Consider the following 25,784-nt stretch of genomic DNA (forward strand, 5'->3'; position numbering starts at 1 on the left):
TTCTCAACAGGAGGTGCTTAAAAACATTCAATTATACTTTAATCAACGAAGCAAAATTAATTTTATCAATAGGAGAGGAAGATGGCTATTAATTTTTCGCACATAATTCGGAAAAACGCCCATTTAATTCTGATCTGTATTGCATTAATAGGGTTTTTCACAACGAGTTCAATCTTTGCACAAAAGACTGCACAAGTTACCGGTCGTATAACGGATGCAGATACAAAAGAATATTTACCGGGCGCAAATGTTGTTCTAAAAGGGACTCGTTTTGGGGATGCGACCGATAAAGTAGGAAATTACAAAATTTCGAATGTACCTCCCGGTGCATACGAACTTGTTGTAACATACATTGGATATGTTGATCAAACAATAAATATAACTGTTGGTACAAATGGAGCTACTGTAAAACAGAATGTTGCCATTAGCCAGACAGAAGTTAAAATGGGAGAAGTTGTTGTAACTGGACTCAGACAAGGTCAAACCAAAGCAATGAACGTCCAAAAAACTTCAGACAAGATTGTTAATATCGTTTCTCAAGAGCAAATGGTGCGCTTACCTGATTTAAATACCGCTGAAATTTTACAGCGTATTTCCGGAATTTCAATTGTTCGCGACCAGGGTGAAGGACGTTATGTTCAAATCCGTGGTACGGATGCACGACTCACTTCCGTTTCTGTAAACGGAGAAAAAATCATCGCTCCGGATCCTGGTGAGCGTTATGTCGGAATGGATGTTATCTCAGCAAGCCAGGCTGCTTCAATAGAAGTTTCTAAAACTGTAACACCCGATATGGATGGTGACGCAGTCGGTGGATCTGTAAATATAAAATCGAAAAGTGCTTTTGATTCCGATAAACCATTCTTCAATATAACTGCCGGTACCGGTACAAGCGATATTATGGGTAAACCACTTTGGCAGGGCGGTTTTACATACGGCTCAAAATTTGGTGACGAAAATCAATTCGGCTTTGCCATTACTGGCAACTACGATAAGTGGGAAAGGGAGACATGGGATCTTGAAAGCACTTATAACGACCTAACAATTGGTGGTGTTGATAGACCCCAATCATTAACAGATGTAGATTTTAGAAATTATAATGTATCTCGTGAAAGAATTAATGTGGCTGCAAATCTTGAATATCAGCCAAGTACAGATAATACTTTCTTCATACGCGGTATGTATAACAATAGGGACGATTACGAGTATAGACGAAATCTTTATATTAGACCATCCAAGGGTACATTCACAGACTTAACAACTATTACAAAGGGAAAGGTTTATCAAGGGCTCAAAGATCGCCTTGAGAGACAGAATATATTCGCTCTTTCTGCCGGCGGTATTAACAAAATTGACGATTTGATTTTGGATTACACAGTTGCATATAACGAAGGTGGAACAAAAAAGAACGACGAAACCGATCCTCAGTTTGTTATGACATCTTCACTGAACATGGCACTAAATTTAAGCGATCCGCAAAGACCTAATTATAGAATTACAAGTACAGGTGCTACCGCAGATCAGTTTAATTCCGACAACTTTAAAATGGACCAGGTAAAATATAATAACGACAATGCAACAGACCGGGACTATATGGCTGGTGCCAATTTGAAATATGATTTTAAACTTGCTGATTATCCTTCCACATTAAAATTAGGTGGTAAAATACATTTACGTGAAAAAGTAAAAACTCAAGATCGTTATGTCTATAAATGGGGTGGTGCAAGTAATTTATTATTGACACAATTTGTTGGAGATGATGTAAATATTTACGACGGAACTTACCGGCTTGGTCGAATTATTGACGGCACTAAGTTTAGACCATTTTTCGAATCTATGAAAAATAAGGCTGGTGGTTTCGTTGGCGAAATTGACCACATAAATTCTGAAGGGTCCAGTTTTACTGCGGATGAGAACACGATAGCATATTATGTAATGGATACATGGAAACTTGATGACTGGATGGTAATTGCCGGAGTTCGACATGAATTTACAGACCTTACAAATAAGAGTAGCGAAATTCAGTTAGATGCTAACGGTGATTATCTATCGACCACTCCAAGAGAAGCTACATTAAGTTACAACAACTTTTTACCCTCGTTGCAAGTCCGTTACAGAGTCTCTTCGATGAGCAACATACGCTTCTCCTATACAAATACACTTGCACGACCGAACTTTTTCGACCTAGTTCCTTACAAACAAGTTGATCCTGACGGTCTTACAGTATTGGAAGGTAATGCTTCTCTAATACCAACTACATCTACAGCCCTCGACTTATTAGCAGAGTACTATTTTGAAGAAGGTGGTTTGATTTCAGGCGGTGTTTTTTATAAAAAATTAAATGATATTATTTTTATGCAAACCTCAAAGATCTCTGGCGGTTTATATGATGGGTATTGGCATACACAGCCGGTTAACGGAGGAACTTCAACACTTGTAGGTGCGGAAGTAAATTTTGAATACCAATTAAAATTCTTACCAGGATTTTTAGATGGATTCGGATTAGCAGCCAACTACGCTTATACACATTCATCAGCAGATGTTGGTGGAAGATTAGAGCGCGCAGAGTTACCAGGTCAAGCAGCAAACGTTGCCAACTTCGTAGTAAGTTATGAAAAATTCGGATTCACGGGACGCTTCAGTATTGGTTACAACGGTCAGTTTGTTGAGGAAGTTGGAACATCTTCTCAATACGACAGAATTTACAAAGCACATACACAAATGGACATCTCAGCCAGCCAGGACATTATCAGCGGATTGCAAATTTATTTTGAGTGGATTAACGTAAATGATGCACCAATGATTTATTATCAAGGTGATGAGAACCATCCATTACAACAAGAATGGTATGCTTCATGGATGCATTTTGGCTTTAAGTACAAGATGTAATAAATAAAAAAAGTACCTCTTATTCCAGGCCGCTGTATGATTACAGCGGCCATTTTCCATAAAATATAAAGAGCTAGAAGAATTGAAGAGTTATTTAATCTGGAGTTATAATTATGAGAACGAAAGTTATTCAATACCTTATGAACATGAGTGCGTTTGTTACTATCATTTTGATAATTGGATGCCAAAAAGTTGTAAGTCAAGACCAGAATCAATCGAATGTAGTTAAGCCAGTAGTAGTTACAGATACTGTTAAATGGGATACAGATGATCCTGCAATTTGGATTAGTCCTGCAGATCCTTCAAAGAGTTTAATTATTGGAACCGATAAAGATTCCGACGGCGCCTTATTTGTATTTGATTTAAATGGAAAAATAATTGAAGAGAAAACGGTTCGGAATCTAAAACGCCCGAATAATGTTGATGTTGAATACGGACTTATTCTTAATGGAAAGCCTGTTGATATAGCAGTAACAACAGAAAGGGAAACAAACAAAATTCGTATTTATAGTCTTCCCGATATGAAGGCAATTGATAATGGCGGCATTGAAGTTTTTTCCGGAGAAAGCCAGCGCGCACCAATGGGAATTTCAATTTATAAAAGATTAAAAGATGATTCTGTATTTGCAATCGTAAGTAGAAAGAGCGGTCCAACCGAAGGATACTTATGGCAATATTTATTGAAAGATGATGGTAAAGGAAATGTTGCCGGAACATTAGTTCGTAAGTTTGGTGCTTACAGCGGCAAAAAAGAAATTGAATCAATCGCGGTTGATGATAAATTGGGATATGTCTATTACAGCGACGAACAAGTCGGAGTCAGAAAATATTATGCTGATCCGGACGCTAAAGATGCAGATAAACAGTTGGGTATAATTTGTACTTCAGACTATCTTGAAGATAATGAAGGGATTTCGATTTATGAAGTTGATGATACTACCGGCTACGTGCTGGTATCAGATCAAAGCGCAAACAGATTCCGTATTTATACTAGAGAAGGTGTCCTGGCAGATCCAAAAGAAGAAATAGTCGCACAACCACATAATCATAAATTAGTCAAAATTGTAAATGTAATGACTAACAACAGTGACGGATCTGAGGTTACGAATGTTGTTGTAAATGAAAAATTTCCAGGCGGTATGTTCGTTGCAATGTCTGATAACAAAACATTCCAATTTTATTCATGGGCAGATATAGCTGGGAAAGATTTAAAGACTGCTCCTAAAAGCAATAAAAAATAAAGTACTTAAATTATTTTATTCATCATATAGCGACTAACAATGGAATTGACAAAATATTCAATCGGGGTTGGAGATCGATTTACGCATCAAGCAAAAGCCCAGCTTGCAGCAATTAAAAAAGCAGAAGATGCCGGTATTTTAATTACTCCGGTTTGGAATAAATCTTTTAGAGAACATCAAATAATTCACAGCCGTCCTGAAGATACACGTGTTGAAGCAGATTCTGCGGTCAAATCATTGAAGTGGAACCATCCTTATTTTGTTGATGCTGATCATGTTGGTTTGAAAACCATTGATCACTTTATTGATTCATGTGATTTCTTTACTCTTGATGTAGCAGATTATATCGGTAAAAAAACCGATGACAATAAAATCGAATCGCTCGTAAAGAAAAATAGAAATTACTGCGGTGTATTAGATATACCCGGTATAAATGAAAAAGTGGAAATCAATGAAACACTAATTTTTAAAGTTGCCGAAAAATTTCTATTTGCAGTTGAAGAAGCAGGCAAGGTATACCGGCATCTATTAGATAAAAAAGGGAAGAATAATTTTGTTGTTGAAGTTTCCATGGATGAAACCGACGAACCTCAAACTCCTATTGAAATGCTTTTTATTTTAGCGGCAATTGCTCAAGAAGAGATACCAATCCAGACAATTGCACCCAAGTTCTCCGGAAGATTTAATAAGGGTGTAGATTACGTAGGAGATGTTGAGTTGTTCAGCCGGGAATTTGAAGAAGATCTAGCAGTTATAAAATTTGCTGTAAATGAGTTTAATCTTCCTAAAAATCTGAAACTAAGCGTTCACTCCGGCAGCGATAAATTCTCAATCTACTCACCTATAAACAAAGCCATTAAAAAATTTGATGCGGGCATTCACCTTAAAACTGCAGGGACTACATGGCTTGAGGAATTAATTGGATTAGCTTCAGCCGGAGGTGAAGGTTTGCAGATAGCGAAAGAAATTTATAAAAGTGCATATAACCGGTATGATGAACTTTGCGGTCCATACAAAACGGTTATTGATATTGATACAAAAAAACTTCCTATTCCGGAAGAAGTTGATAATTGGACAGGAGAGAAATATGCCGCAACATTACGGCATAATCAATCAAATGAAGAGTACAATTTAAATTTCCGGCAGCTGCTTCATGTGGGTTACAAAGTTGCCTCAGAAATGGGCGACCGCTATCTAAATGCTTTAGATAAATATGAAGAAGTAATTGCGGAAAATGTAATTCAAAATTTATACGAACGGCATATTCAAAAAGTATTTTTTTAATCCCTTTCTCTATTCTTATTAAGGAGTAAATCATGTCGTTATTGACTATCATGGCTAAATTCACAATAAAGCAAAATGCAAACGAAGAAGTCCGCAGAGAATTATTAACACTTGTTGAACCTACCAGGAAAGAAAAAGGATGCGTTGATTATATCTTCTATGAAGACCTGGAAAATCCGCTGGTAATAATGCTCTATGAAAATTGGGAAAGCGTTGAGGATCTGGATGCGCATATGTATACAAGACGATTTAAAGATTGCTTTGCTAAAATTGATGGATTATATGAGATAGAAGTTCATCGCTTATCTAAGATCAACTAATTCGGGTATTTTTTTTAGAAATGAAATTAATTCGATCCGAAAAGTGAATCATATCAGTTCAGTTAAGATTTGTTTAGTGTGGACGGTAAAAATATGAGGTGAGTAAAATGAAAATGTTAGTGCGATATGTTTTGTACATTTTTTTAGGTATGATATTACTGCAACCGGCAAAATTATTTTCTCAAAAATCAGCTTACAAAATTGTTGGTGCAATTAACATTGGCGGCGAGGGGAAATGGGATTATCTTTCTATTGATACAACCATGCACCGATTGTATGTAGCACATGAAACTAGAGTTCATGTAATTGATCTGGATAACAATACCTTGATTGGTGAAATCTCAGATTTGCAAGGTGTTCACGGTGTGGCATTTGCATTTGGTAAAGGATTTATAAGCGAAGGCGTCAGTAATTCTGTTACAGTATTTGATCTCAAAACACTGAAGCCAATTTCTAAAATAAAAGTAACAGGTGAAAAACCGGACGCGATTACGTATGATCCTTTTTCAAAAAGAATTTTTACATCAAACAATAAAAGTGCGGATATAACGGCTATTGATGCCGAGTCTAATAAAATTGTTGGAACAATTAAGCTTGATGGCGCTCCTGAAGCTTCCGTCTCGGATTTGATTGGAAAAATGTTTGTGAATCTAGAAGACACGAATGCTGTAAACATATTCAACCCGAAGACTCTTGAAGTAATCTCGAGATGGTCGGTTAAACCATGCAAAATACCAACGGGACTAGCAATAGATAGGAAAAACAAAAGATTATTTTCAGCCGGTAGAAATAATTTTATGGCAGTTATTGATATGGAATCCGGGATGGTCATTAAAACAGTTCCTATCGGCGGCGGTGTTGATGGTTGCGTATTTGATCCAATGCTGCATCTTATTTTCTGTTCAAATGGCGACGGAACTATCACGGTTATTAAACAAGATTCTCCCGATAAATATAGAGTGTTGGCAAATATAGTAACTGTGAAAGGCGCCAAGACAATTGCACTTGATGAAAGAACTCACCGGGTCTATACCGCCGGAATAATAAATGGCGAAAAGAATTTGAAAAGTTTTGGCGTTTTAATCCTTGATGTTAAATGACAAGGTTTCAAATTGGAAATCCCCGTTAACGAAAATTAATTTTAAAAAATAAATCAGTTTTACTCTGTTGAGGAAATATGGAAATAATTAACCCGGGTAATGAGGATTATCATATTCATTCTCTTAACTATTCTGATGGAATGAATACTGTTGATGAGATTGTAAAATTTGCCGGAGAGATCGGACTTACTAAAATCACCATTACAGATCATTGTCAAATGCATCTTGATATAAGAAAATTTGTAAAAAAAAAATCATTATACAATGATAGAACGTTGGAAAAACGTACATAACAATGTTGAAGTCACTTTCGGCATTGAAGCAGATTTATTAAATGAAGACGGTGATATATGCATGGATATACAGGGTGCAACTTCGGATACAATTTTGCTTTCGTCTCATCCTGCACCGATCTATCCGAGTTACCCGAAGAAAATAACGGAAGGATATTTAAATGCAATAGAACGGTTTCATGAAAAAATATCTTTTTTGGCTCATCCATGTTCAACATATTTTGAAGAATATATTGATATAGATGCTATTATTGAATTATGTAACAAATACGAAAAACCGATGGAATTTAATTGCGCTAATTTTGTAAACAAAAGGACAAACATTAAAAACCTTCATAAGATGTTGAGAAATTGTAACCAGGTTTATGTAAACAGTGACGCCCACACTCTATATGAATTGAAGGAATTAAGAAAAATTGGTCTGCAATATTTAAAAGAAAATTCCTTCGTATAACCAAATTAAAATCACTGAAAAGAATAATATGAAACGCCTCCTAAATGCATAGTTTTATATTTCTAGCTATTTGATCAATTAAAATCTATATAAGAAACTATAAAATAATCTTAAGCTTTTTGATTTTACTTTGCAATGTTGTCGGTTTCATTTTGAGCAAGAATGCGGCACCATCCTTACCGTAAATCTTCCCATCGGCCAACTTAAGAGCTTTCCGGATTATTTTTTTTGTCTCTTCATCGAGCGATTGGACGGTAGTTTGAACTTCTTCGTTATCGCTTTTGATGGAATTATCTTTTTCAAAAATATAATCGTAGTCTCAAATTGACTTTCAAATAAACCCGCCATATATTTCGGTCGTTAACGAAATGAGATTATGGAAGAATCGACAAATATATTCAAAGCACTTTCTGATAAGAATCGTCTGCGTATCTTAAAAATGCTTCAAATAAAACCTCTTTGTGTTTGCGAAATTACTGATATTCTTCAACTTGCCGCCTCCACTGTTTCGCAGCATCTAAGTGTATTAAAAAAAGAAGGATTTATATTGGAAGAAAGAGAAGGGAAATGGGTGAACTATCTTATCAACCAGAGACCCGGAGATCAAAGAATTTCTGCGATTTTGAGCCAATTGGATTTTTGGTTAGGCGATAATCAATTGATTGAAAATGATAAACAGAAAGTTAAAGTTGTTGACCGTTTTAAAGTTTGCGGGTTATAATTTTTTTTGATTCAACAATTCGGTGAAAAGCGAATTAGAAGTAGGAGAAAATAAAAATGTTAAAAAAAATTTTGATACTCTGCACCGGAAACAGCTGCAGAAGTCAAATGGCTGAAGGATTCTTGAAATCTTTTTCCAAAGGGATTGATTCCCACGATTCACAATTAGAAGTTAATTCAGCAGGTACGAATTCATCCAAACAAGTGCATCCGAAAGCGATCCAGGTAATGAAAGAAGTAGGAATCGATCTTTCAAAAAACCATCCCAAAATGGTTGATCAATTCTTAGGTGATTCTTTCGATTACGTTATTACTGTATGCGATAACGCAAAAGAAACTTGTCCGGTATTTATTGGAAAAGTTGGAAAGCAATTGCATATAGGTTTTGAAGATCCGGCGGACGCAACCGGAACGGAGGAAGAAATTCTTTCTGAGTTCAGAAAAATTAGAGATGAAATTAAAAATGACTTTTACAAATTCTACGAAGAAAATTTAAGGAGTTAAAAAAATGCTAAACATCAAAGTGCTTGGATCAGGCTGCGCGAACTGTATCAATTTAGAAAAGCTCTGCAAAGAAGTTATATCAGAAAATAATATTGCAGCTGAAGTAGAAAAAGTAACAGATTACAAAGACATAATGAGTTACGGAATTATGAGCACACCGGGCCTGGTTATAAACGGTAAAGTTGTTCACAACGGTAAGCTCCCGACAAAATCAACATTAGCACATCTGTTGATAAATGAATTAGCCAAAGAGAATAATTAAGGTCTGATAGAAACCTTGATTGTCAAATTTGTAGGCAGATCAAATGTTTTGCAATAAAGGAAATATTATTAACGGTATTCGGCATTTTTCACCAAGAGAAGTTTTGGAAGAATGTCAAAAAGGCGCATTACTGATTGATTTGAGACGGGAATTCGAATACCTCTATAAACAATTTGACGTTCCTAATATTATTTACAGTAGACCGGAATCAGTTAGAGATCATTATGATAATATTTCCAAAGATATTCCGGTTATAATTGCTGACAATGCAGGATTAAGAAGCAGAGAGATTGTAGAGTTCCTAATTGGAAAAGGATTTACAAATGTAGGTAATCTTATCGGAGGTATGTTTGAATGGGACAGGGATGAGTTGCCACTGAAAATAAATAATAAAGAAATGCTTAGCGGTTCATGTCTTTGTGTACTAAGAAAAAAGAAACAATAAAAAGGAAATGATATGAGCTCACTTACAAAAAAACTTTCATTCTTAGACAGATATTTAACTCTTTGGATATTTCTTGCAATGTTCATCGGAGTTTTTTCAGGTTATCTCTTTCCGGGAATAGCAAAATTTTGGGAGTCACTTAAATCATCACCAGAAAGCACCACAAACATACCTATTGCAATCGGCTTGATTCTTATGATGTATCCTCCTCTTGCAAAAGTTAAATATGAAGAGTTGGGAGATGTATTCAAAAACGTAAAACTACTTTCTCTTTCGCTAGTTCAGAACTGGATTATCGGACCAATCTTAATGTTTTTTCTTGCAATAATTTTTCTACAAGACTACCCGCATTATATGGCTGGTTTAATACTGATTGGACTTGCGAGATGTATTGCAATGGTAATTGTGTGGAATGAACTTGCAAAAGGTGATACTGAGTATGCTGCCGGTCTGGTTGCGTTCAACTCAATTTTTCAAGTGCTCTTCTTTTCGGTTTATGCTTATGTGTTCTTAACAGTTTTACCTCATTGGTTCGGTTTTCAATCATTCAAAGTTGATATAACAATCGGACAAATTGCGGAGAGTGTTTTTATTTATCTTGGAATTCCTTTCATAGCCGGAATAATAACTCGCTTCACATTGATAAAACTGAAAAACAAAGAATGGTATCAGACGAAGTTTATTCCAAAGATTAGTCCAATAACTCTAATTGCTCTGCTCTTCACAATCATCGTAATGTTCTCGCTTAAGGGTGAATACATTGTAAAAATACCGCTCGATGTTGTGCGCATTGCAATTCCGCTGCTATTCTATTTTGTGATAATGTTTCTTGTTTCTTTCTATATGGGAAGAAAGATCGGAGCGGATTATTCAAAAACAGCAACACTTTCCTTTACTGCTGCCAGTAACAATTTTGAATTAGCAATTGCAGTAGCAGTCGCTGTGTTTGGAATAAACAGCGGAGAAGCATTCGCTGCTGTTATTGGTCCTCTTGTAGAAGTGCCGGTTCTCATTGCGTTGGTGAATGTAGCTTTATGGTTTCAGAAAAAATATTTTAAAAATGCAGAGGAAGGAACTGTCAAAGCTCCTAATGTTTGTCCATAATGAATGGTATTAAAATGAATTATCTCTCAAATAAATTGAACGAAGAAAAAACCAAATTCCTAATTCCACTAGTGTTGTTGCCGGTGTGGCTTATTCTTTATTTGAATCTTGAAAACCTCACAAACTTTTTGATTTATGAAATCGTGAACCTATCTAAAGGCGCCCATCTTACAGATGCTGTCTGGTTTTTCATCTTCGAAGTGCCGAAAGTTCTTCTACTACTTACGCTAATTGTTTTTGGTGTTGGAATAATAAGAAGCTACTTCTCTCCGGAACGAACAAGAAAGTTGCTTGGCGGTAAAAAGCTTTTTGCCGGAAATGTTTCGGCAAGTCTATTGGGAATTGTAACTCCATTTTGCTCATGTTCAGCAATTCCTCTTTTCCTCGGATTTGTAGAAAGCGGAGTTCCGCTTGGTGTAACGTTTTCTTTTCTAATTGCAGCGCCAATGATAAATGAAGTTGCACTTGTTTTGCTCTTCGGTTTGTTCGGTTGGAAGACAGCTCTTTTATATATGTCAACCGGTTTGTTAATAGCGATGATTTCCGGTTATATAATCGGCAGATTAAAATTAGAAAGGTATGTTGAACCGTGGGTATATGAAGTTAAAGCTGGACATCTTGAAATGGAAGAAGAAAAAATTCCTTTCTCTCAAAGAATAACCGCCGGTATTGATGCCGTAAAAGAAATTGTTAGTAAAGTTTGGATATATATAGTAATCGGAATTGCTGTCGGCGCGGGAATACACGGATATGTGCCGGAAAACTTTATGGCTTCGCTGATGGGTAAATCAGCATGGTGGTCTGTCCCGATTGCTGTTATTCTTGGCGTTCCTATGTATTCAAATGCTGCGGGGATAATTCCGATAGTTCAAGCATTGTTGGAAAAAGGCGCATCGCTAGGAACTGTGCTTGCGTTTATGATGAGCGTTATCGGTTTGTCGCTCCCCGAAACTATAATTCTTAAAAAAGTTCTCAAGCTGCAATTGATTTTTGTTTTTGTCGGAGTTGTAGCCGCGGGAATAATTATTGTTGGTTATCTTTTTAATTTGATTTATTAAAGGAGTAGAAATGGTTTCAGTAAAAGTTCTTGGCACCGGATGCAAAAAGTGCCAGACACTTGAGGCGAAAGTCCGAGAATTAATATCTTCAAATAATATTGATGCTGTAGTTGAAAAGGTTACTGATCTTGAAGAAATTGTAAAGTCCGGCATAATGATGACGCCCGGCTTGGTCATAAATGATAAAGTAAAAAGTTTCGGAATTATTCCAAAAGACAAACAGATTATAAACTGGTTAAAGGAAAATTAAAATGTTGAGTGAAACGAGATCCCGTTTAGCGGGAAAATATTCAAGAGGAGCATTTTTATTTATTGTTTTTATCTTTGCTGGAGTAACATTCGGTCAATCAAAACCAAAAGTAACATTTATTGAACTCGGTTCTGTAAACTGTATACCGTGTAAACAAATGCAGCCGGTTATGAAGGCAATTGAAGCAAAATTTGGTGAAAGAGTAAAAGTAATTTTTTATGATGTCTGGACAGAAGAGCAAAAACCAATGGCTGAAAAATATGGGATAAAGCTTATTCCAACTCAGGTATTTCTTGATGAGAAAGGGAAGGAATTTTTCCGTCACGAAGGATTTTATCCGGAGAAAGAAATAGATAAACTTCTGCAAGGGAAAGGTTTGAAAGTGAAAAAATAAACTCGATGGCTCTCTGCGAAATCTCTGCGTTCCTCTGTGTAACAAAAAACTTACACGGAGAAACAAAGAGTTTGTACTGAGTCGCACGGAGAAGGGAGAATAGATGATTGACCAAATATTCGGAATTTTGTACGATGCTATGAACGGTGCTGTGTGGATTGCAGTCCTGGCTTCATTTGCGTGGGGAGTGTTATCAATACTTCTTTCGCCATGCCACTTGTCAAGCATTCCGCTTGTTGTTGGATTTATCAGTTCTCAAGGGAAAATCTCTTTGAGAAGAACGTTTTACATCTCACTTGTTTTTTCTGTCGGGATATTAATCACGATAGCAATAATCGGAATTATAACTGCGTCGCTTGGAAGACTAATGGGTGATGTCGGGAAGATCGGGAATTATCTTGTTGCGGGAATATTTTTTCTTGTTGGGCTTTATCTTCTCGATATAATAAAACTTAATTGGAACATAGGGTTAAAGCCTACAAAAGCGAAAGGATTATGGGCTGCACTGATACTTGGGTTACTATTTGGCTTAGCGCTTGGACCTTGTACATTTGCTTATATGGCACCGGTTCTTGGTATAGTATTTCAAACTGCTCAAACAAATTATTTCCTTGCGATGGTATTTTTACTTGCCTTCGGAATAGGACATTGTTCAGTTATTGTAGGCGCCGGAACATTAACCAAAAAAGTTCAGCAGTATTTGAACTGGAGCGAAGAATCTAAAACTATTCTTTGGATAAAAAGAATCTGTGGGATTCTTGTCATTTTAGGCGGTGTATTTTTACTCTTAAATTAATGTTCGATTCTTAATAAGTGAAGAAGAATTTATTCAGCGTCTAAAATTGGAATTAATTAATCAAATATTTACTTTACAAAGTAGAGAAGTGGGATTATGAAATAGGAATATCAAAAATATAAATCTCATCTTAATTATTTGAAGAATCAAAGTTTTCCGAACCTACCTAAAAAAGTGTAAATTGAAAATTGAGAGTACAGAATTCAATATTTGCTTAAACAACCAAATTGAGAATTAATGAGCGTAAATAAATCTTTAGAAGAATTTATTAAGGGGATTCCAAAAGCGGAATTGCATTTGCATATTGAAGGAACATTGGAACCGGAGCTGATGTTCGAAATTGCTAAACGAAACAACATAAAGATAAAACAAAAATCGATACAAGAACTTCGCGACGCATACCACTTTAACAATCTACAAGAATTCCTTGATATTTATTACGAAGGCGCTTCGGTTCTAATCACCGAACAAGATTTTTATGATATGACTTGGGCTTACCTAGAGAAAGCTCATTCGCAAAATGTTCTTCATGCAGAGATATTTTTTGATCCCCAGACTCATACGAATCGCGGTATTAGCTTCCACACAGTTATCAAAGGCATCCATAGAGCCCTTGATGATGCCAATGAGAAATTTGGAATCACAAGCAAGTTAATTCCATGTTTTCTAAGAGACATGGATTCAAACTCGGCAATGGAAACTCTTAATAAAGCATGTGCATACAAAAATTGGATCACTGCATTCGGACTTGATTCTGCAGAGATTGGTAATCCTCCTTCAAAATTTAAAGAAGTGTTTGATAGCGCCCGTGATAAAGGATTTTTAACAGTTGCCCATGCGGGTGAGGAAGGTCCGGCTGAATATGTCTGGGAAGCAATTAATTTATTGAAAGTCTCAAGAATTGATCACGGCAATCATTCTCTTGATGATGAATCTTTGGTAGAATACTTATATCAGACGAAAATTCCGCTAACTGTTTGTCCGCTTTCCAATTTAAAATTAAAAGTGGTGAAGAACTTAACAGAACATCCATTAAAAGAAATGATGAGGAAAGGATTACTTGTAACTCTCAACTCGGATGATCCGGCATATTTTGGCGGATATATAAGTGAAAATTATTTGGCATTGGCAGAATCATTGAGCTTGACAAGAGAAGAGATTTATCAGCTCGCCAAAAATTCTTTTATTGCCAGCTTCCTTGATGAGATTGAAAAAGAAATGATGATAAAAAAAATAGAAGAGTTCAGTCTTAGTTTCTCTGCTAGAAAACTGATATGAAAAAAGTTTTTACTCTGTGTATATCATAAAAAAGATTATTTTTTTGGAAAAAGGTTAATGGAATTTCAAAATAAAGATCATTGGTACGACGGATTATTCTACGATAAAATAATCGCGCCGAATCAAGATAAAGCTTATCGAATAGTCAGATCACTCTTATCAGATAATTGCTCACTTCTAGATGTCGGATGCGGAACAGGCAGATTAGCATTTCAATTAGTTTCAAAGTTCAGTAGGTATGAAGGAATTGATCCTTCAAAAAAAAATATTGAGTTGGCGTTAAATAATCTTTCCAAAAGCCCATCCGAAAAAATTTCATTTCATCACACGGACGCTAAGACTTTCATGCAATCTCAAAATAAGCAATTTGATTTTGCCGTAATCTCCTATGTCATACACGAAGTGGATGAAGATAAAAGGGAGAATCTTTTACTTGCACTTTCCGAATCAGTTAACAAAATAATAGTCGTAGATTATTTGTACCCTCGTCCAAATAATTTCTGGTCATTCTTAAATGAATTTGTTGAATTTGCCGCCGGTAAAGAACATTACAGAAATTTCAAATCATATCTTGCCGGAAAGGGGATTGGCGGTCTCGCCGGAAGAACGGGATTAAAAATTGTTAGAGAGATAAAAAATAGTCCATCGACTTCCCATATCGTAGTATTAACCAAGTAAAATGCAGCAATTGTAAAAGTATTGAATGAAGAGACCTCCAACTGAAACTAACCCAATTTAGTTTACCTTGGGATAAATGTACTCATAAAAGCAAAAATTACACAAGGGTTCAACTAATCTTTTGTTTATTGCGCTCATTGAGTTATTTTTGCACAGCGTAAAATAAAATGGCGCGTTCGTCTAGTGGTCCAGGACGCCGCCCTCTCAAGGCGGAGATCACGGGTTCGACCCCCGTACGCGCTACATTTTTTTATAGTCGGTTATGTTGATGTTTGCTTATTTATTAAGAAGTATTAAGGATGGTACCTACTACTACGGATCAACAAAAGACTTAGAGAGTAGATTAAAAGAACATAATAATGGAAAAGTTAAGTATACAAAGGGGCACCGACCTTATAAATTGCACTATTTTGAAGAATTCACCTCAAGGAAAGAAGCTTTTGAAAGAGAAAGATTTTTCAAGTCGATAGATGGATATAACTGGCTAAAAGAGAAGGGGATAATTTAAATAAAGCGGAGATCACGGGTTCTCCCGAAGGGACTCCTACGGAGGACCCCCGTACGCGCTACTATTAGGGAAATTATTTGTTTCCCTTTTTTGTTTAATATTAACCGGTAAATAAATTTCTATTTTCATTTTGGACGAATCTTATGTCTCGATACGAAAAACATATTTTCATTTGCGAAAATAAAAGAGATCCTAGTGATCCCCGCGGTTGTTGTTCCGAAAAGAATTCGTTGGCAATCCGTGATCTTTTTAAAAAACGTCTGAAAGAATTGGGACTCAACAAAAAAATGCGTGCAAACGGCACCGGTTGTTTAGATGCTTGTGCGTTTGGTCCTAGCATTGTAGTTTATCCGGAACAAATTTGGTACGGCGGGGTAAAGGTTGATGATGTAGAAGAAATAATTCAGAATCATTTAATTAATGATAAGCCTGTTGAAAGATTATTAATTAAGGATAAGAAGTTTTTAAGAGATGAGTGAATTAACAGATAAAAAATATGCAAAAAAAATTTTCGATCTTCTCGGAAAAGAATATCCCGCTGTTCGACCAGCACTGGATTATACTTCACCATTTCAGTTATTAATTTCAACCATTCTTTCCGCACAATGTACAGATGCGCGGGTTAACATCGTAACAAAAACTCTTTTCAAGAAATACAAAAAGCCGGAAGACTATCTAGAAGTTGAAAATACGGAACTTGAGAAAGATATTTTTTCTACGGGATTCTACAGGCAGAAAGCTAAGAGTATTCGCAATTGTTGTGCGGAGCTAATTGAAAGACATAATGGTAAAGTGCCAAAAGATTTTGATGCGCTCACAAAACTTTCCGGTGTAGGCAGAAAAACCGCATCTGTCGTTGCGGGAAATGCATTTGGAATTCCGGCAATTGCAGTTGATACTCACGTTAAAAGGTTATCAAACTTGCTTGGCTTAGTGAAAACATCGGATCCGGAAAAAATTGAATTCCGTTTAAAAGAATTATTGCCGGAAAGTTATTGGATCAATGCATCGCATTGGCTTGCCACACATGGAAGAATTGTATGCTTTGCAAATCGACCGCAGTGTCATCTTTGTGTGCTGGCAGATATTTGTCCTTCCTTCAATCCAAAGAGTGGAGTTAAAAAATGAACGGTGAAAAAATGAGAGACCGGAATTTCTGCCAGGAAATTTTGAATGAATTTACCAAAAGCGATAGTTTATTAAAACATGCTTTTGCGGTAGAAACATGTGTACGGGCTTACGCAGAAAAATTTAATGAAGATATTGAGTATTGGGGAAATGTTGCACTGCTTCACGATTTTGATTATGAAAAATATCCAACAGCAGAAGAACATCCATTTAAAGGAAGTGAAATTTTGAAAGAGAGAGGATTTGATGATGAATTCCGGAATACCATTATGTCTCATGCGGATTACTCAAATATTCCAAGAGAGACATTATTAATGAAAACCCTCTTTGCATGTGATGAGTTAGCCGGATTTATAACCGCAGTGACTTATGTTCGCCCGAGCAAAAGTATTGATGAGGTTGAATTGAAATCCGTCATCAAAAAAATGAAAGATAAAGCTTTTGCGCGTGCAGTGAATCGCGATGATATTACAAAAGGTGCTGAAGTGCTTGGTATTGCACTAGATGCGCATATTCAATTTTGCATTAATGCGATGAAAAATAATAAAATGGCTCTGGGATTATAAAAAAAATATTGCGGTATTTTTCCTAGTAAAAGTGTGAATAAAAATTTTCGAAATGGTATGCAGTTTCTATTTTTGCTTGATTGCTGCTTGGTATGAACGAGATTTTAGATAATTAACCGGGGTGGTTAGGAAAACCGGATAGATCACACATCAATATAAAAATGTGAGAATATTCTTAATTGACTTGACAAGCGATGGTATCTTCCCTAAATTTTGCCTCGTAAAAATGGAGAAAAATTATAGAGAGTTTGTCTACCGCTTTTGAATACTATATTCAGCAATAAAATTTTAAAAATTTAACATTATTCTCAATAGCGCGATGAAAACTAAATTCTCTTTAATGATTCTCTTTTTTGTTTTAAATCTGGTCTTGTCTGCCCAGGACATTAAAATTCTTTCATCAGATTTAAATTCCATCATCCTAGAGTACCACCCGGTTTACGGCGACACTTCTGCAATTTCATCGCAGGGCGAACAATTTTTTAAAATAAAATTGCTCGGTGGGTTTGTTGCAAATTTTGCAAAACAAGGATTACCGCAGCTTCAAGTCCGTGCATTAAATATTGGCGTTCCTTCTGAAGTAGGGAATACGATTCAGGTTCTAAGTTCAGATTTTTCTATACTTAGCGGAAAATATTTGCCAAATCCCCGTTTGGAAAAATATTCGGTTGGTGCAGTTGAAAAATATTTAAAAGGTGATAATTATTCCTCAACGTCAGAGCCGGATTTAGTTTCTTTTGGAGAATTTGGGTTAGTCAGAAATCTTCCAGTACAAACAATTAATATTTACCCGATTCAATTTGACGGTAAATCAAATACAATTAAAGTATATAAGAAAATTATTTTCAAGATTTCCTTTTCATCATCTCGTGCAGCCGCTCAACCAGTAAAAGACGATTTGCTTCAATCAGTTGTTCTTAATTGGGATGTTGCTAAAAATTGGGGTGTTGCAGAAAAGAAACTCCAAAAAATATCCAGCTCGGCTTTTGCAGACGGGGATTGGTATCGCATTGAAACTCCGGGAGAAGGAATTTACAGAATAGACAGAAATTATCTGCAGGCATTGGGTGTTGATGTTAACAACGTTGATCCTAGGAAGATAAAGATATTTGGTTATGGAGGTTATTCTTTACCGGAAGCTGTTAGTTTATCTAAAAGCAGCGGACCAATTGAAAATGCTATCTATATATCCGGAGAGCAAGACGGCAAGTTTGATGCGAGTGATTACATTCTCTTTTACGGAAGACAACCAGAATTTTGGGAATATAGTACATTGCTGAAAAAAATTATCCGTTTGAAACAGCCATATTCAAAAAAGAATTATTATCTGCTCAACATCAGTTCTACAAATGGAAAGCGGATGACTGAAAAACCTTCGTTAAATATTTCAAACGCATACCCACAGCAATCAACGTTTGCATTTGTAAGTAACGATAAAGACAGTACTAACATTGGTAAATCCGGTAGAGACTATTTAGGAGACCAATTTGATTCCTTTACAAAAAGTAGAACTTATATTAATACATTAACCGGAATTCTTCCTTCAAGTAAGATCAATTACAAATTCAGACTTATAAACGGCGGCACTACTGCGGTTTCAGTTTTGGTTCAGGAGAGTGGTACTCAGATCTACAATACTTCTATTAGAGGTACTGTCGATTTTATTTATGGCTATGAAGATTCGGGGTCAGAAACTGCAACATATAGTGGTACTCTTTCTCAAGAAAGAAGCAATCTAAAGATTTCACTTACATCGAGTTCAGATGCGCAAAGATTATATCTGGATTATTTTGAAATTTATTATCAGAGAGCACTAAACTCTATTTCGGATAATCTTTTATTTTTCTCCAAAGATACCACTACTAATATTGAATATACTCTTAGTAACTTTTCGAATAGTACGATTCAGGCATTTGATGTGACCGATTACGCAAATGTTAAAATTATCAGCGGGGCTGCAATCAGCGGCGGTCAGTTAAAGTTTGAGGCAAGCGAAATTAAAGGTAACGTGAGCAAATATCTTTCTGTCGGGCAGTCAGGTTTTAAGGTACCGGTAAACGGGATAAAAATTACCAACTCGAATCTTCGAGGTAATTTGGCCGGCAGCGAAATGATTATTATAGCTCCGCGCGATTTCAAAACCCAAGCCGAAAAATATGCATCTTACCGTTCAAGTCAGTCACCTTATAAATTATCCACACAGATTTTTTATGTAGATGATATAATGAATGAATTTTCCGGCGGAGTGCTTGATCCTACAGCTATCAGAGATTTCGTAAAATTTGCATATGACAACTGGCAGATCAAACCATCTTACCTTCTATTATTCGGCGACGGTGATTATGATTATCTCAATAGCGAAAAATTAAATGTAAATTTTATTCCTACTTATCAAACGGCGGAATCGTTGGATGAAATTTCTTCATATCCAATGGATGATTACTTTGCCCGTGTTTCCGGTGACGATAGAAAAATTGATCTTGCAATCGGTAGAATGAATATTCAAACAACTCAAGATGCCGATGTTGTGATTGCTAAAGTTATCAAATACGAAACCGGTTTGGAGAAAGGAATTTGGCGCAATACAATTACACTTGCGGCAGATGACGGACCTGCTGCTGCCGGACAGGATGACGGCAGCACCCATACAGCTCAATCGGAAAATTTAGCTAACAATAAAATTCCAAAATATTTTGATTTGGATAAAATTTATCTTGCTGCTTATCCAACTGTTTTTACCGGATCCGGCAGAAGAAAACCTGGAGTTAATAAAGCTATAGTTGATGCTGTCAATAATGGAACTCTAATTTTAAATTGGATTGGGCATGGTAATCCCGGTGTTTGGGCGCATGAAAGTGTCTTTGAAAAAACAACAACAATTCCGCAATTAGTAAATCAAAATTATTTTTTCTTAACTGCAGCAACCTGCGACTTCGGAAAATATGATGATCCGTCAACTCAAAGTTCAACCGAATTAATGAATAATAAAGGTGATGGTGGTTCAATAGCAGCTTTTACTGCGGCACGAGTCGTTTTTTCAACTTCCAATGCCGAGATAAACGATTCGTTATATTCAAATCTTTTCAGAGTGCGGGACGCAAATAACTTGCCTGTAAGAATTGGGAAAGCATATTTTCTTACAAAACAATTTCTCAATTACGAAAATGATGATAAGTATCACTTGTTTGGCGATCCTGCATTACGTCTTGATGAACCTCAGATGAAAACCGCAATTGATTCAGTTAATGGTAAAAGTTTAAAAGCGTTAGTTCAGTTAAATGCACTTAGCCCGGTGATTATTAAAGGTTCTGTAAGAAATCCGGACGGGACAAAGAATTTATACAATGGCGAAGCGGTTGTAAGTGTATTCGATTCGGAGCGCTCTCTTGAATTAAAAGAAATGAATTACACAATTACTCTTCCCGGAGGATTGATTTACAAAGGAAGAGCAACAGTTACAAATGGTGAATTCCAATCCGAGTTTGTTGTTCCAAAAGATATTTCATATGAAAACAAAAATGGAAAGATTGTCTCATATATCTCCAACAGCAGCATTGATGGAGTTGGGTTTACAAATAATATTATTGTCGGTGGAACAAATCCGGATGCGAAGAGCGATGGTAAAGGGCCGGATATCGCAATCTATTTTGACAATGTAAATTTTACGAGCTCTTATTTGGTTAATCCGGATTTTACATTGATTGCAAAACTTTCAGATCAAACCGGCTTGAATACAACAGGCACCGGTATTGGGCATAAACTGGAAGGGATCTTGAATGATGATCAAACTAACGCGATAGATTTTTCAAATAATTTTGTCGGTGATCTTAATTCCGGCGGTAAATCGGGTACCATTAATTACAAATTTACAAATATGAGTCCGGGCGATTATAAATTAACAATTAAAGCTTGGGATGTTTACAACAACTTATCAACTCAAGATGCTTCATTCACAGTTGTTTCGGCTGATAATGGAATTGTACTTCGCGATGTAGTTAATTATCCCAACCCGTTTTCATCAAATACAACATTTACATTTCAACATAATATAAGCAGTGCGATTAATGCCAAGATAAAAATCTATTCCATTGCCGGAAGATTGATAAAACAAATTGAAGCAACTGACTTGCTGGATAAATTTGTAAAGATTGATTGGGATGGACGCGATGAAGATGGAAATCAAATTGCAAACGGCACTTATCTTTACAAACTGATTGTTGAGTCGGTGGATGGTTTGTTTAAAGATAACGTGCTTGGAAAGTTAGCAGTAGTTAGATAGAATATAAATCATGAATAAAAATATCTTTTATTGGAGGTAGTAAAAATGAAAAAAATATCGATGCTTTTTATAGTGTGCGCATTGATAATGTCGTTCGGAAATAGAATTGAAGCACAAGGCGAATCGGCAGTTCCGTTTCTCCTTCTTGCACCAGATTCTCGTGCCGGCGGTATTGGTGAATCCGGAACCGGTTTGGCTGATAACTCAGCCGCAATCTTTTGGAATCCAGCAGGAATAGCATTCTTAACAGGTTCCGAATTTAGTTTTACGCATAGCAATTGGCTTCCGCAATTTCAACTCGACCTATTTTACGATTATGCAACTTACCGTGAATACATGGACGATTTAAACGGTAGTATAACGGCAAGTATAACATATATGAACTTTGGTGAATTTGTTAGAACGAGTTCGAATTCTCCGGATCCGATCGGAACATTCAAATCTTTCGATGCAGCATTGACGCTTGGTTACGCAACCAAGTTAAGTAATAATTGGGGAATGGGTTTCAATTTTAGATTGATACATAGCCGTCTTGCAGATAAACCGACTGAAGCCGAGCAAGGTTCAGGGGTTGCAACATCTGTTAGTTTCGATATCGGTGCAATGTACCGCCCGGAACATTTCGAAGTTCCTTTCCTTGGCGATCTTGGAAATTCATTTAGTCTTGGATTCAATCTGAGCAACCTTGGTCCTAAAATTTATTATATAGATCAGGCGCAATCAGATCCTATTCCAACAGATCTGCGTGTTGGTCTTGCAGCAAGAATTTTCCAAGATGAATATAATTCGCTTACATACACTTTGGATTTTAGTAAACTCTTGATTGGTGTTGCGGATAGTTCCGGCAGACGTCCGGAATTTTATAAAGCACTCTTTACATCATGGACCGACCGCCCGTTCACAGAAGTTCTAAAGACTATTAATACAGCTATGGGAATGGAATATTGGTACGGCATTCCTTCAGATTTTATGTTTGCTCTCCGTTTGGGATTTTTCTATGAAGATCCGGATCACGGTAACAGAAAATTTGTAACATTAGGCGCCGGAATCCGTTATGATTTATATGGATTCGATTTTAGTTACATAACAACTGATATTTTCAAAGGAACAGAGAACCATCCTCTTTCTAATACATTGCGTTTCACATTACTAGTTGGGTGGGGATCGGTATCAAAACCAACACTCGGTTTTCCACGCGGAATCTAAACTGAAATGAAAAAACTATTTCTTGCATTGATTATTGGATTGGGCAGTACATCTGCCCAATCTTTTGTCGAAAGGACAATTCACGATCCGTCTCCGATTCTGAAAAATTTATCGTCTTCGGACACGCTGAAAATTCTTGCCGTGATGGTAGATTTTCAAGAAGATAAATATGATGCAACTATTGGAACTGGTAAATTCGGTTCAAATTATACTCAAGATTACGGTGATACAATTTTAGACCCGCTTCCTCATAATGCAAATTATTTTTCGGATCATCTTCTATTTGCGAAAAATTATTTTAATAAAATTTCTCGTGGTAAACTGAATATTAATTATAAAGTTTTACCGGAGATAATCACCGTATCACAAACCTTACGAAATTATGTTCAGGAATATCAATCTAAAGATTTAACTCCGCTTGCAAATTTTGCAAAAGAAGTTTGGGCAATTGCCGACAACAAATTTTCTAATATAAAATTTTCAGATTACGATCTATTTGTAATATTTCATGCCGGGGTAAGCAGCGGTCTAGATTTGGGTATCTTTTCTATCGATAGAAATATGCCGTCTCTTTATATGGGGCAAAATTCATTTCAAAAAATTTTCGGAAATCAATTTACCGGGTTCCCAACAAAACATGGTAAAATTTCAAACTCAATCATACTTCCCGAAACCGAGTCGAGAGAAGTATCTGCCGTTGATAATTCAACTATTTTGATGCAGATAACAATAAACGGTGCTTTAGTTGCGAACATTGCAAGTTTTCTTGGACTGCCGGATTTGTTTAATACCGATACCGGTATAAGTGCTATCGGTCGTTTTGGTTTGATGGATGGGCAAGCAATCGTTGCGAATAATGGAATGTTTCCACCTGAACCCTCTCCATGGGAAAAAATGTTTTTAGGATGGGAGACACCCATAACTATTTCTAAATTAAGTTCACATCAAAGCGTTGCCGCAAGATCATCTTCAGTGTTTCAAGATACTACTTTATTGAAAGTGCCGATAAACTCTTCAGAATATTATTTAATTGAAAACCGTCAGCAGGACGCAAACAAAGACAAAGTTAAAATTACTTACAAGAAAGGCGGACAGACTTATACAACGACGATTCTACCGGATACAACCGGCTTATATACTATTCTTCCAGAAAAAATTCACGGCGGTGTTGTGGTTGATGTTGATGAATACGATGCAGCAGTTCCGGGAAATGGGATTGTCATTTGGCATATTGATGAGAATATCATAAATCAAAATATTGTCGAAAATAAAATAAATGCTGATCCAACTAAAAAAGGTGTTTATGTTGAAGAAGCCGATGGCATACCAGATATTGGAAAAATATTTAATTCAATTTTCGGCACTTCGATCGGTGAAGGAACTAATGAAGATTTTTGGTATTCCGGAAATCCAGCTCAGCTTTACAAAAACAGATTCTCGCATGATACAAAACCAAGTACTAACAGTAATTCCGGCGCAAACAGTTTAATTACATTTGAAAATTTTTCGGCTATCTCTAACAAGATGTCGTTCGATCTGAGCTATAACCAAAATGAAATTAAGCTGATCTCTTCAACAAATCTTAACCTCAGTCAATCAGAAAAAATATTTGCATCAAACAGTTATTCGTTTACAAATTTTATTTATGTAATTGAGAATACTAATCTAAATCAGTATGATATTAATGGTAAGCTGATTAAAACATTACCAAATTTTACGGAAGTAAAACCGGTTTCGTTCAGTTATAACGGTTCTGATTATTTGATTGGATCGAAAGGGCAGTTGTTGAATATTTATTCAATTGTTTCCGGCAAAGAATCTTTGAAAACGATAGATATATTATCTAAAGTAACAGCTCTCGCTGTTGATAAAGTCACTTCCGCAATTCCAAAAATATTTATTGGTACAAGCAACGGTAATGCATATGCGGCTCAGCTTGATCTAATATTAGGGATGAATCAATTTACTCCCAGTAGTTATTTAATTTATAAAGGAGATGATGCAATAATTCAATTCGGAATTGATAATAATTACTACACAATACTTCAATCTAAAAAATTTATTTTTCACTCACCTCAGGATATTGTAAATACATTTTCTGCTAATGCGAAAAAATCAATTTTAACAATGGACTCTAATGGTAAACATGAATCAATAGTATTGTTTGATGATAACTATTTTAGTGTATTTGGCGCCCAGAACTTTATGTTCGGAATCAAATCGAACAACGTGATTAATAATTTTTCTGTTGCGGATCTGTTCAACGATGGGCAAAATTATATTCTTCTTTCAAACAGCAATATGATTGATGCATACAACCTAGCCGGAAATCGTGCATTAAATTTTCCTTTTGCAATTTCTACCGGAGAAAATTTTATAGGAACTCCATTAGCAGTTGATTTAAATCATGATGGAGTAACTAAAATTATCGCATTTACAGACAAGGGAAGTATCTATGTAATTAATCCAATCACTGGAAAAGTTGAAAATGGATTCCCGATTTCTACCGGTGCGCAATTTTCAGTAGATCCAATTTTGTTTGCAGAAGAATTGCCAACAATGGGTCCAATCTCAACATATAAACCGTATCTCGCAGCATTAGATCAAACAAACAAGTTATATGTTTGGAACCTTTCGCCTATGCAAGGAAAATCATATTGGAGCGGGGAATTCGGAGATGCAATGAATACCTCATTTGTTCCGGGACCATCCAGCACAAATAAGATTACGGAATTTTTTCCTATGGATAAAGCATACAACTGGCCAAATCCGGTTTACGGCAATTCAACCAACATTAGGTATTACACTTCGGAAGATGCTGATGTGAATATTAAAATTGTTGATCTTGCCGGAGAACTAGTCAGTGAATTGAACGGACATGCTAACGGCGGCTTTGATAGTGAAATAATTTGGGATGTAAGTAAAGTTCAAAGCGGTATCTATTTTGCGCGGCTTGAAGTTAAAGGTGTCAGTGGAAATTCTGCCAATAAGATTATAAAGATTGCGGTCATTAAATAATTTTTTCTC

General features: G+C 36.1%; 25 protein-coding genes and 1 tRNA gene. All 26 read left to right on the top strand.

Annotated elements, in window-relative coordinates; translation table 11 throughout:
* Positions 1–81: 81 nt before the first annotated feature.
* The 26 genes from NTX65_02320 (at position 82) to NTX65_02445 (ending at position 25,775) form a co-directional block, all read left to right on the top strand.
* Positions 82–2,889, top strand: a complete 2,808-nt coding sequence (locus NTX65_02320; protein MCX6168147.1) for a TonB-dependent receptor — start codon at positions 82–84, stop codon at positions 2,887–2,889.
* 113 nt (positions 2,890–3,002) lie between these two features.
* Positions 3,003–4,130 carry a phytase gene (locus NTX65_02325; GenBank protein ID MCX6168148.1) on the top strand — a complete coding sequence of 376 codons (1,128 nt, stop codon included), beginning with the start codon at positions 3,003–3,005 and terminating at the stop codon, positions 4,128–4,130.
* Between the two features lie 39 nt (positions 4,131–4,169).
* Positions 4,170–5,414: a tagaturonate epimerase family protein gene (locus tag NTX65_02330; GenBank protein MCX6168149.1), complete on the top strand. Its 1,245-nt coding sequence runs from the start codon at positions 4,170–4,172 to the stop codon at positions 5,412–5,414.
* Between the two features lie 32 nt (positions 5,415–5,446).
* Positions 5,447–5,734, top strand: coding sequence for a putative quinol monooxygenase (locus NTX65_02335; protein MCX6168150.1), 288 nt, complete (start codon positions 5,447–5,449; stop codon positions 5,732–5,734).
* Positions 5,735–5,841: 107 nt separating this feature from the next.
* Complete coding sequence (locus NTX65_02340; protein MCX6168151.1) at positions 5,842–6,834, top strand: YncE family protein; 993 nt, start codon at positions 5,842–5,844, stop codon at positions 6,832–6,834.
* Positions 6,835–6,911: 77 nt separating this feature from the next.
* Positions 6,912–7,127, top strand: coding sequence for a PHP domain-containing protein (locus NTX65_02345; GenBank protein MCX6168152.1), 216 nt, complete (start codon positions 6,912–6,914; stop codon positions 7,125–7,127).
* Positions 7,099–7,581 (top strand): hypothetical protein, encoded by a 483-nt coding sequence (locus NTX65_02350; GenBank protein MCX6168153.1) that lies wholly within the window; start codon positions 7,099–7,101, stop codon positions 7,579–7,581. The genes NTX65_02345 and NTX65_02350 overlap by 29 nt, the downstream gene beginning before the upstream one ends.
* Positions 7,582–7,957: 376 nt before the next feature.
* Positions 7,958–8,302, top strand: a complete 345-nt coding sequence (locus NTX65_02355) for a metalloregulator ArsR/SmtB family transcription factor (GenBank protein ID MCX6168154.1) — start codon at positions 7,958–7,960, stop codon at positions 8,300–8,302.
* Positions 8,303–8,358: 56 nt separating this feature from the next.
* Complete coding sequence (locus NTX65_02360; GenBank protein MCX6168155.1) at positions 8,359–8,805, top strand: arsenate reductase ArsC; 447 nt, start codon at positions 8,359–8,361, stop codon at positions 8,803–8,805.
* 4 nt (positions 8,806–8,809) lie between these two features.
* Positions 8,810–9,067, top strand: a complete 258-nt coding sequence (locus tag NTX65_02365) for a thioredoxin family protein (protein ID MCX6168156.1) — start codon at positions 8,810–8,812, stop codon at positions 9,065–9,067.
* Between the two features lie 43 nt (positions 9,068–9,110).
* A complete protein-coding gene (locus NTX65_02370) occupies positions 9,111–9,512 on the top strand; it encodes a rhodanese-like domain-containing protein (protein MCX6168157.1) in 402 nt (133 codons plus the stop codon).
* A gap of 12 nt (positions 9,513–9,524) precedes the next feature.
* On the top strand, positions 9,525–10,616 hold the full coding sequence (arsB, locus tag NTX65_02375) for an ACR3 family arsenite efflux transporter (GenBank protein MCX6168158.1): 1,092 nt from the start codon (positions 9,525–9,527) through the stop codon (positions 10,614–10,616).
* Between the two features lie 14 nt (positions 10,617–10,630).
* A complete protein-coding gene (locus tag NTX65_02380) occupies positions 10,631–11,674 on the top strand; it encodes a permease (GenBank protein ID MCX6168159.1) in 1,044 nt (347 codons plus the stop codon).
* Positions 11,675–11,684: 10 nt separating this feature from the next.
* Positions 11,685–11,924 carry a thioredoxin family protein gene (locus tag NTX65_02385; GenBank protein ID MCX6168160.1) on the top strand — a complete coding sequence of 80 codons (240 nt, stop codon included), beginning with the start codon at positions 11,685–11,687 and terminating at the stop codon, positions 11,922–11,924.
* 1 nt (position 11,925) lies between these two features.
* Positions 11,926–12,318: a thioredoxin family protein gene (locus NTX65_02390; GenBank protein ID MCX6168161.1), complete on the top strand. Its 393-nt coding sequence runs from the start codon at positions 11,926–11,928 to the stop codon at positions 12,316–12,318.
* 103 nt (positions 12,319–12,421) lie between these two features.
* On the top strand, positions 12,422–13,114 hold the full coding sequence (locus NTX65_02395) for a cytochrome C biogenesis protein (protein MCX6168162.1): 693 nt from the start codon (positions 12,422–12,424) through the stop codon (positions 13,112–13,114).
* A gap of 237 nt (positions 13,115–13,351) precedes the next feature.
* Positions 13,352–14,392: an adenosine deaminase gene (locus NTX65_02400; GenBank protein MCX6168163.1), complete on the top strand. Its 1,041-nt coding sequence runs from the start codon at positions 13,352–13,354 to the stop codon at positions 14,390–14,392.
* A 57-nt stretch (positions 14,393–14,449) separates the two neighbouring features.
* A complete protein-coding gene (locus NTX65_02405) occupies positions 14,450–15,070 on the top strand; it encodes a class I SAM-dependent methyltransferase (protein MCX6168164.1) in 621 nt (206 codons plus the stop codon).
* A 169-nt stretch (positions 15,071–15,239) separates the two neighbouring features.
* Positions 15,240–15,313 (top strand) — tRNA-Glu (locus NTX65_02410).
* Between the two features lie 19 nt (positions 15,314–15,332).
* Positions 15,333–15,578: a GIY-YIG nuclease family protein gene (locus tag NTX65_02415; protein ID MCX6168165.1), complete on the top strand. Its 246-nt coding sequence runs from the start codon at positions 15,333–15,335 to the stop codon at positions 15,576–15,578.
* Positions 15,579–15,721: 143 nt separating this feature from the next.
* Positions 15,722–16,057: a (2Fe-2S) ferredoxin domain-containing protein gene (locus tag NTX65_02420; protein ID MCX6168166.1), complete on the top strand. Its 336-nt coding sequence runs from the start codon at positions 15,722–15,724 to the stop codon at positions 16,055–16,057.
* Positions 16,050–16,706, top strand: coding sequence for an endonuclease III (gene nth, locus NTX65_02425; GenBank protein ID MCX6168167.1), 657 nt, complete (start codon positions 16,050–16,052; stop codon positions 16,704–16,706). Before NTX65_02420 ends, nth begins: the two co-directional genes overlap by 8 nt.
* Entirely contained in the window at positions 16,703–17,272 is a 570-nt protein-coding gene (locus NTX65_02430) for an HDIG domain-containing protein (GenBank protein MCX6168168.1), read from the top strand. The genes nth and NTX65_02430 overlap by 4 nt, the downstream gene beginning before the upstream one ends.
* A gap of 319 nt (positions 17,273–17,591) precedes the next feature.
* On the top strand, positions 17,592–21,551 hold the full coding sequence (porU, locus tag NTX65_02435) for a type IX secretion system sortase PorU (GenBank protein ID MCX6168169.1): 3,960 nt from the start codon (positions 17,592–17,594) through the stop codon (positions 21,549–21,551).
* 45 nt (positions 21,552–21,596) lie between these two features.
* A complete protein-coding gene (gene porV / locus NTX65_02440) occupies positions 21,597–22,757 on the top strand; it encodes a type IX secretion system outer membrane channel protein PorV (protein ID MCX6168170.1) in 1,161 nt (386 codons plus the stop codon).
* A gap of 6 nt (positions 22,758–22,763) precedes the next feature.
* Positions 22,764–25,775 carry a T9SS type A sorting domain-containing protein gene (locus tag NTX65_02445; GenBank protein MCX6168171.1) on the top strand — a complete coding sequence of 1,004 codons (3,012 nt, stop codon included), beginning with the start codon at positions 22,764–22,766 and terminating at the stop codon, positions 25,773–25,775.
* The last annotated feature ends 9 nt before the right edge of the window (positions 25,776–25,784 follow it).

The sequence above is a fragment of the Ignavibacteriales bacterium genome, assembly GCA_026390795.1.
In the GTDB taxonomy this organism is placed as follows: Bacteria; Bacteroidota; Ignavibacteria; order Ignavibacteriales; family Melioribacteraceae; genus Fen-1258.

What these genes read in the sequence shown, in the direction of transcription:
- NTX65_02320 (MCX6168147.1), top strand. Translation starts at nt 82, where the DNA reads ATGGCTATTAATTTTTCGCACATAATTCGGAAAAACGCCCATTTAATT.
- NTX65_02325 (MCX6168148.1), top strand. Translation starts at nt 3,003, where the DNA reads ATGAGAACGAAAGTTATTCAATACCTTATGAACATGAGTGCGTTTGTT.
- NTX65_02330 (MCX6168149.1), top strand. Translation starts at nt 4,170, where the DNA reads ATGGAATTGACAAAATATTCAATCGGGGTTGGAGATCGATTTACGCAT.
- NTX65_02335 (MCX6168150.1), top strand. Translation starts at nt 5,447, where the DNA reads ATGTCGTTATTGACTATCATGGCTAAATTCACAATAAAGCAAAATGCA.
- NTX65_02340 (MCX6168151.1), top strand. Translation starts at nt 5,842, where the DNA reads ATGAAAATGTTAGTGCGATATGTTTTGTACATTTTTTTAGGTATGATA.
- NTX65_02345 (MCX6168152.1), top strand. Translation starts at nt 6,912, where the DNA reads ATGGAAATAATTAACCCGGGTAATGAGGATTATCATATTCATTCTCTT.
- NTX65_02350 (MCX6168153.1), top strand. Translation starts at nt 7,099, where the DNA reads ATGATAGAACGTTGGAAAAACGTACATAACAATGTTGAAGTCACTTTC.
- NTX65_02355 (MCX6168154.1), top strand. Translation starts at nt 7,958, where the DNA reads ATGGAAGAATCGACAAATATATTCAAAGCACTTTCTGATAAGAATCGT.
- NTX65_02360 (MCX6168155.1), top strand. Translation starts at nt 8,359, where the DNA reads ATGTTAAAAAAAATTTTGATACTCTGCACCGGAAACAGCTGCAGAAGT.
- NTX65_02365 (MCX6168156.1), top strand. Translation starts at nt 8,810, where the DNA reads ATGCTAAACATCAAAGTGCTTGGATCAGGCTGCGCGAACTGTATCAAT.
- NTX65_02370 (MCX6168157.1), top strand. Translation starts at nt 9,111, where the DNA reads ATGTTTTGCAATAAAGGAAATATTATTAACGGTATTCGGCATTTTTCA.
- arsB (MCX6168158.1), top strand. Translation starts at nt 9,525, where the DNA reads ATGAGCTCACTTACAAAAAAACTTTCATTCTTAGACAGATATTTAACT.
- NTX65_02380 (MCX6168159.1), top strand. Translation starts at nt 10,631, where the DNA reads ATGAATTATCTCTCAAATAAATTGAACGAAGAAAAAACCAAATTCCTA.
- NTX65_02385 (MCX6168160.1), top strand. Translation starts at nt 11,685, where the DNA reads ATGGTTTCAGTAAAAGTTCTTGGCACCGGATGCAAAAAGTGCCAGACA.
- NTX65_02390 (MCX6168161.1), top strand. Translation starts at nt 11,926, where the DNA reads ATGTTGAGTGAAACGAGATCCCGTTTAGCGGGAAAATATTCAAGAGGA.
- NTX65_02395 (MCX6168162.1), top strand. Translation starts at nt 12,422, where the DNA reads ATGATTGACCAAATATTCGGAATTTTGTACGATGCTATGAACGGTGCT.
- NTX65_02400 (MCX6168163.1), top strand. Translation starts at nt 13,352, where the DNA reads ATGAGCGTAAATAAATCTTTAGAAGAATTTATTAAGGGGATTCCAAAA.
- NTX65_02405 (MCX6168164.1), top strand. Translation starts at nt 14,450, where the DNA reads ATGGAATTTCAAAATAAAGATCATTGGTACGACGGATTATTCTACGAT.
- NTX65_02415 (MCX6168165.1), top strand. Translation starts at nt 15,333, where the DNA reads ATGTTGATGTTTGCTTATTTATTAAGAAGTATTAAGGATGGTACCTAC.
- NTX65_02420 (MCX6168166.1), top strand. Translation starts at nt 15,722, where the DNA reads ATGTCTCGATACGAAAAACATATTTTCATTTGCGAAAATAAAAGAGAT.
- nth (MCX6168167.1), top strand. Translation starts at nt 16,050, where the DNA reads ATGAGTGAATTAACAGATAAAAAATATGCAAAAAAAATTTTCGATCTT.
- NTX65_02430 (MCX6168168.1), top strand. Translation starts at nt 16,703, where the DNA reads ATGAACGGTGAAAAAATGAGAGACCGGAATTTCTGCCAGGAAATTTTG.
- porU (MCX6168169.1), top strand. Translation starts at nt 17,592, where the DNA reads ATGAAAACTAAATTCTCTTTAATGATTCTCTTTTTTGTTTTAAATCTG.
- porV (MCX6168170.1), top strand. Translation starts at nt 21,597, where the DNA reads ATGAAAAAAATATCGATGCTTTTTATAGTGTGCGCATTGATAATGTCG.
- NTX65_02445 (MCX6168171.1), top strand. Translation starts at nt 22,764, where the DNA reads ATGAAAAAACTATTTCTTGCATTGATTATTGGATTGGGCAGTACATCT.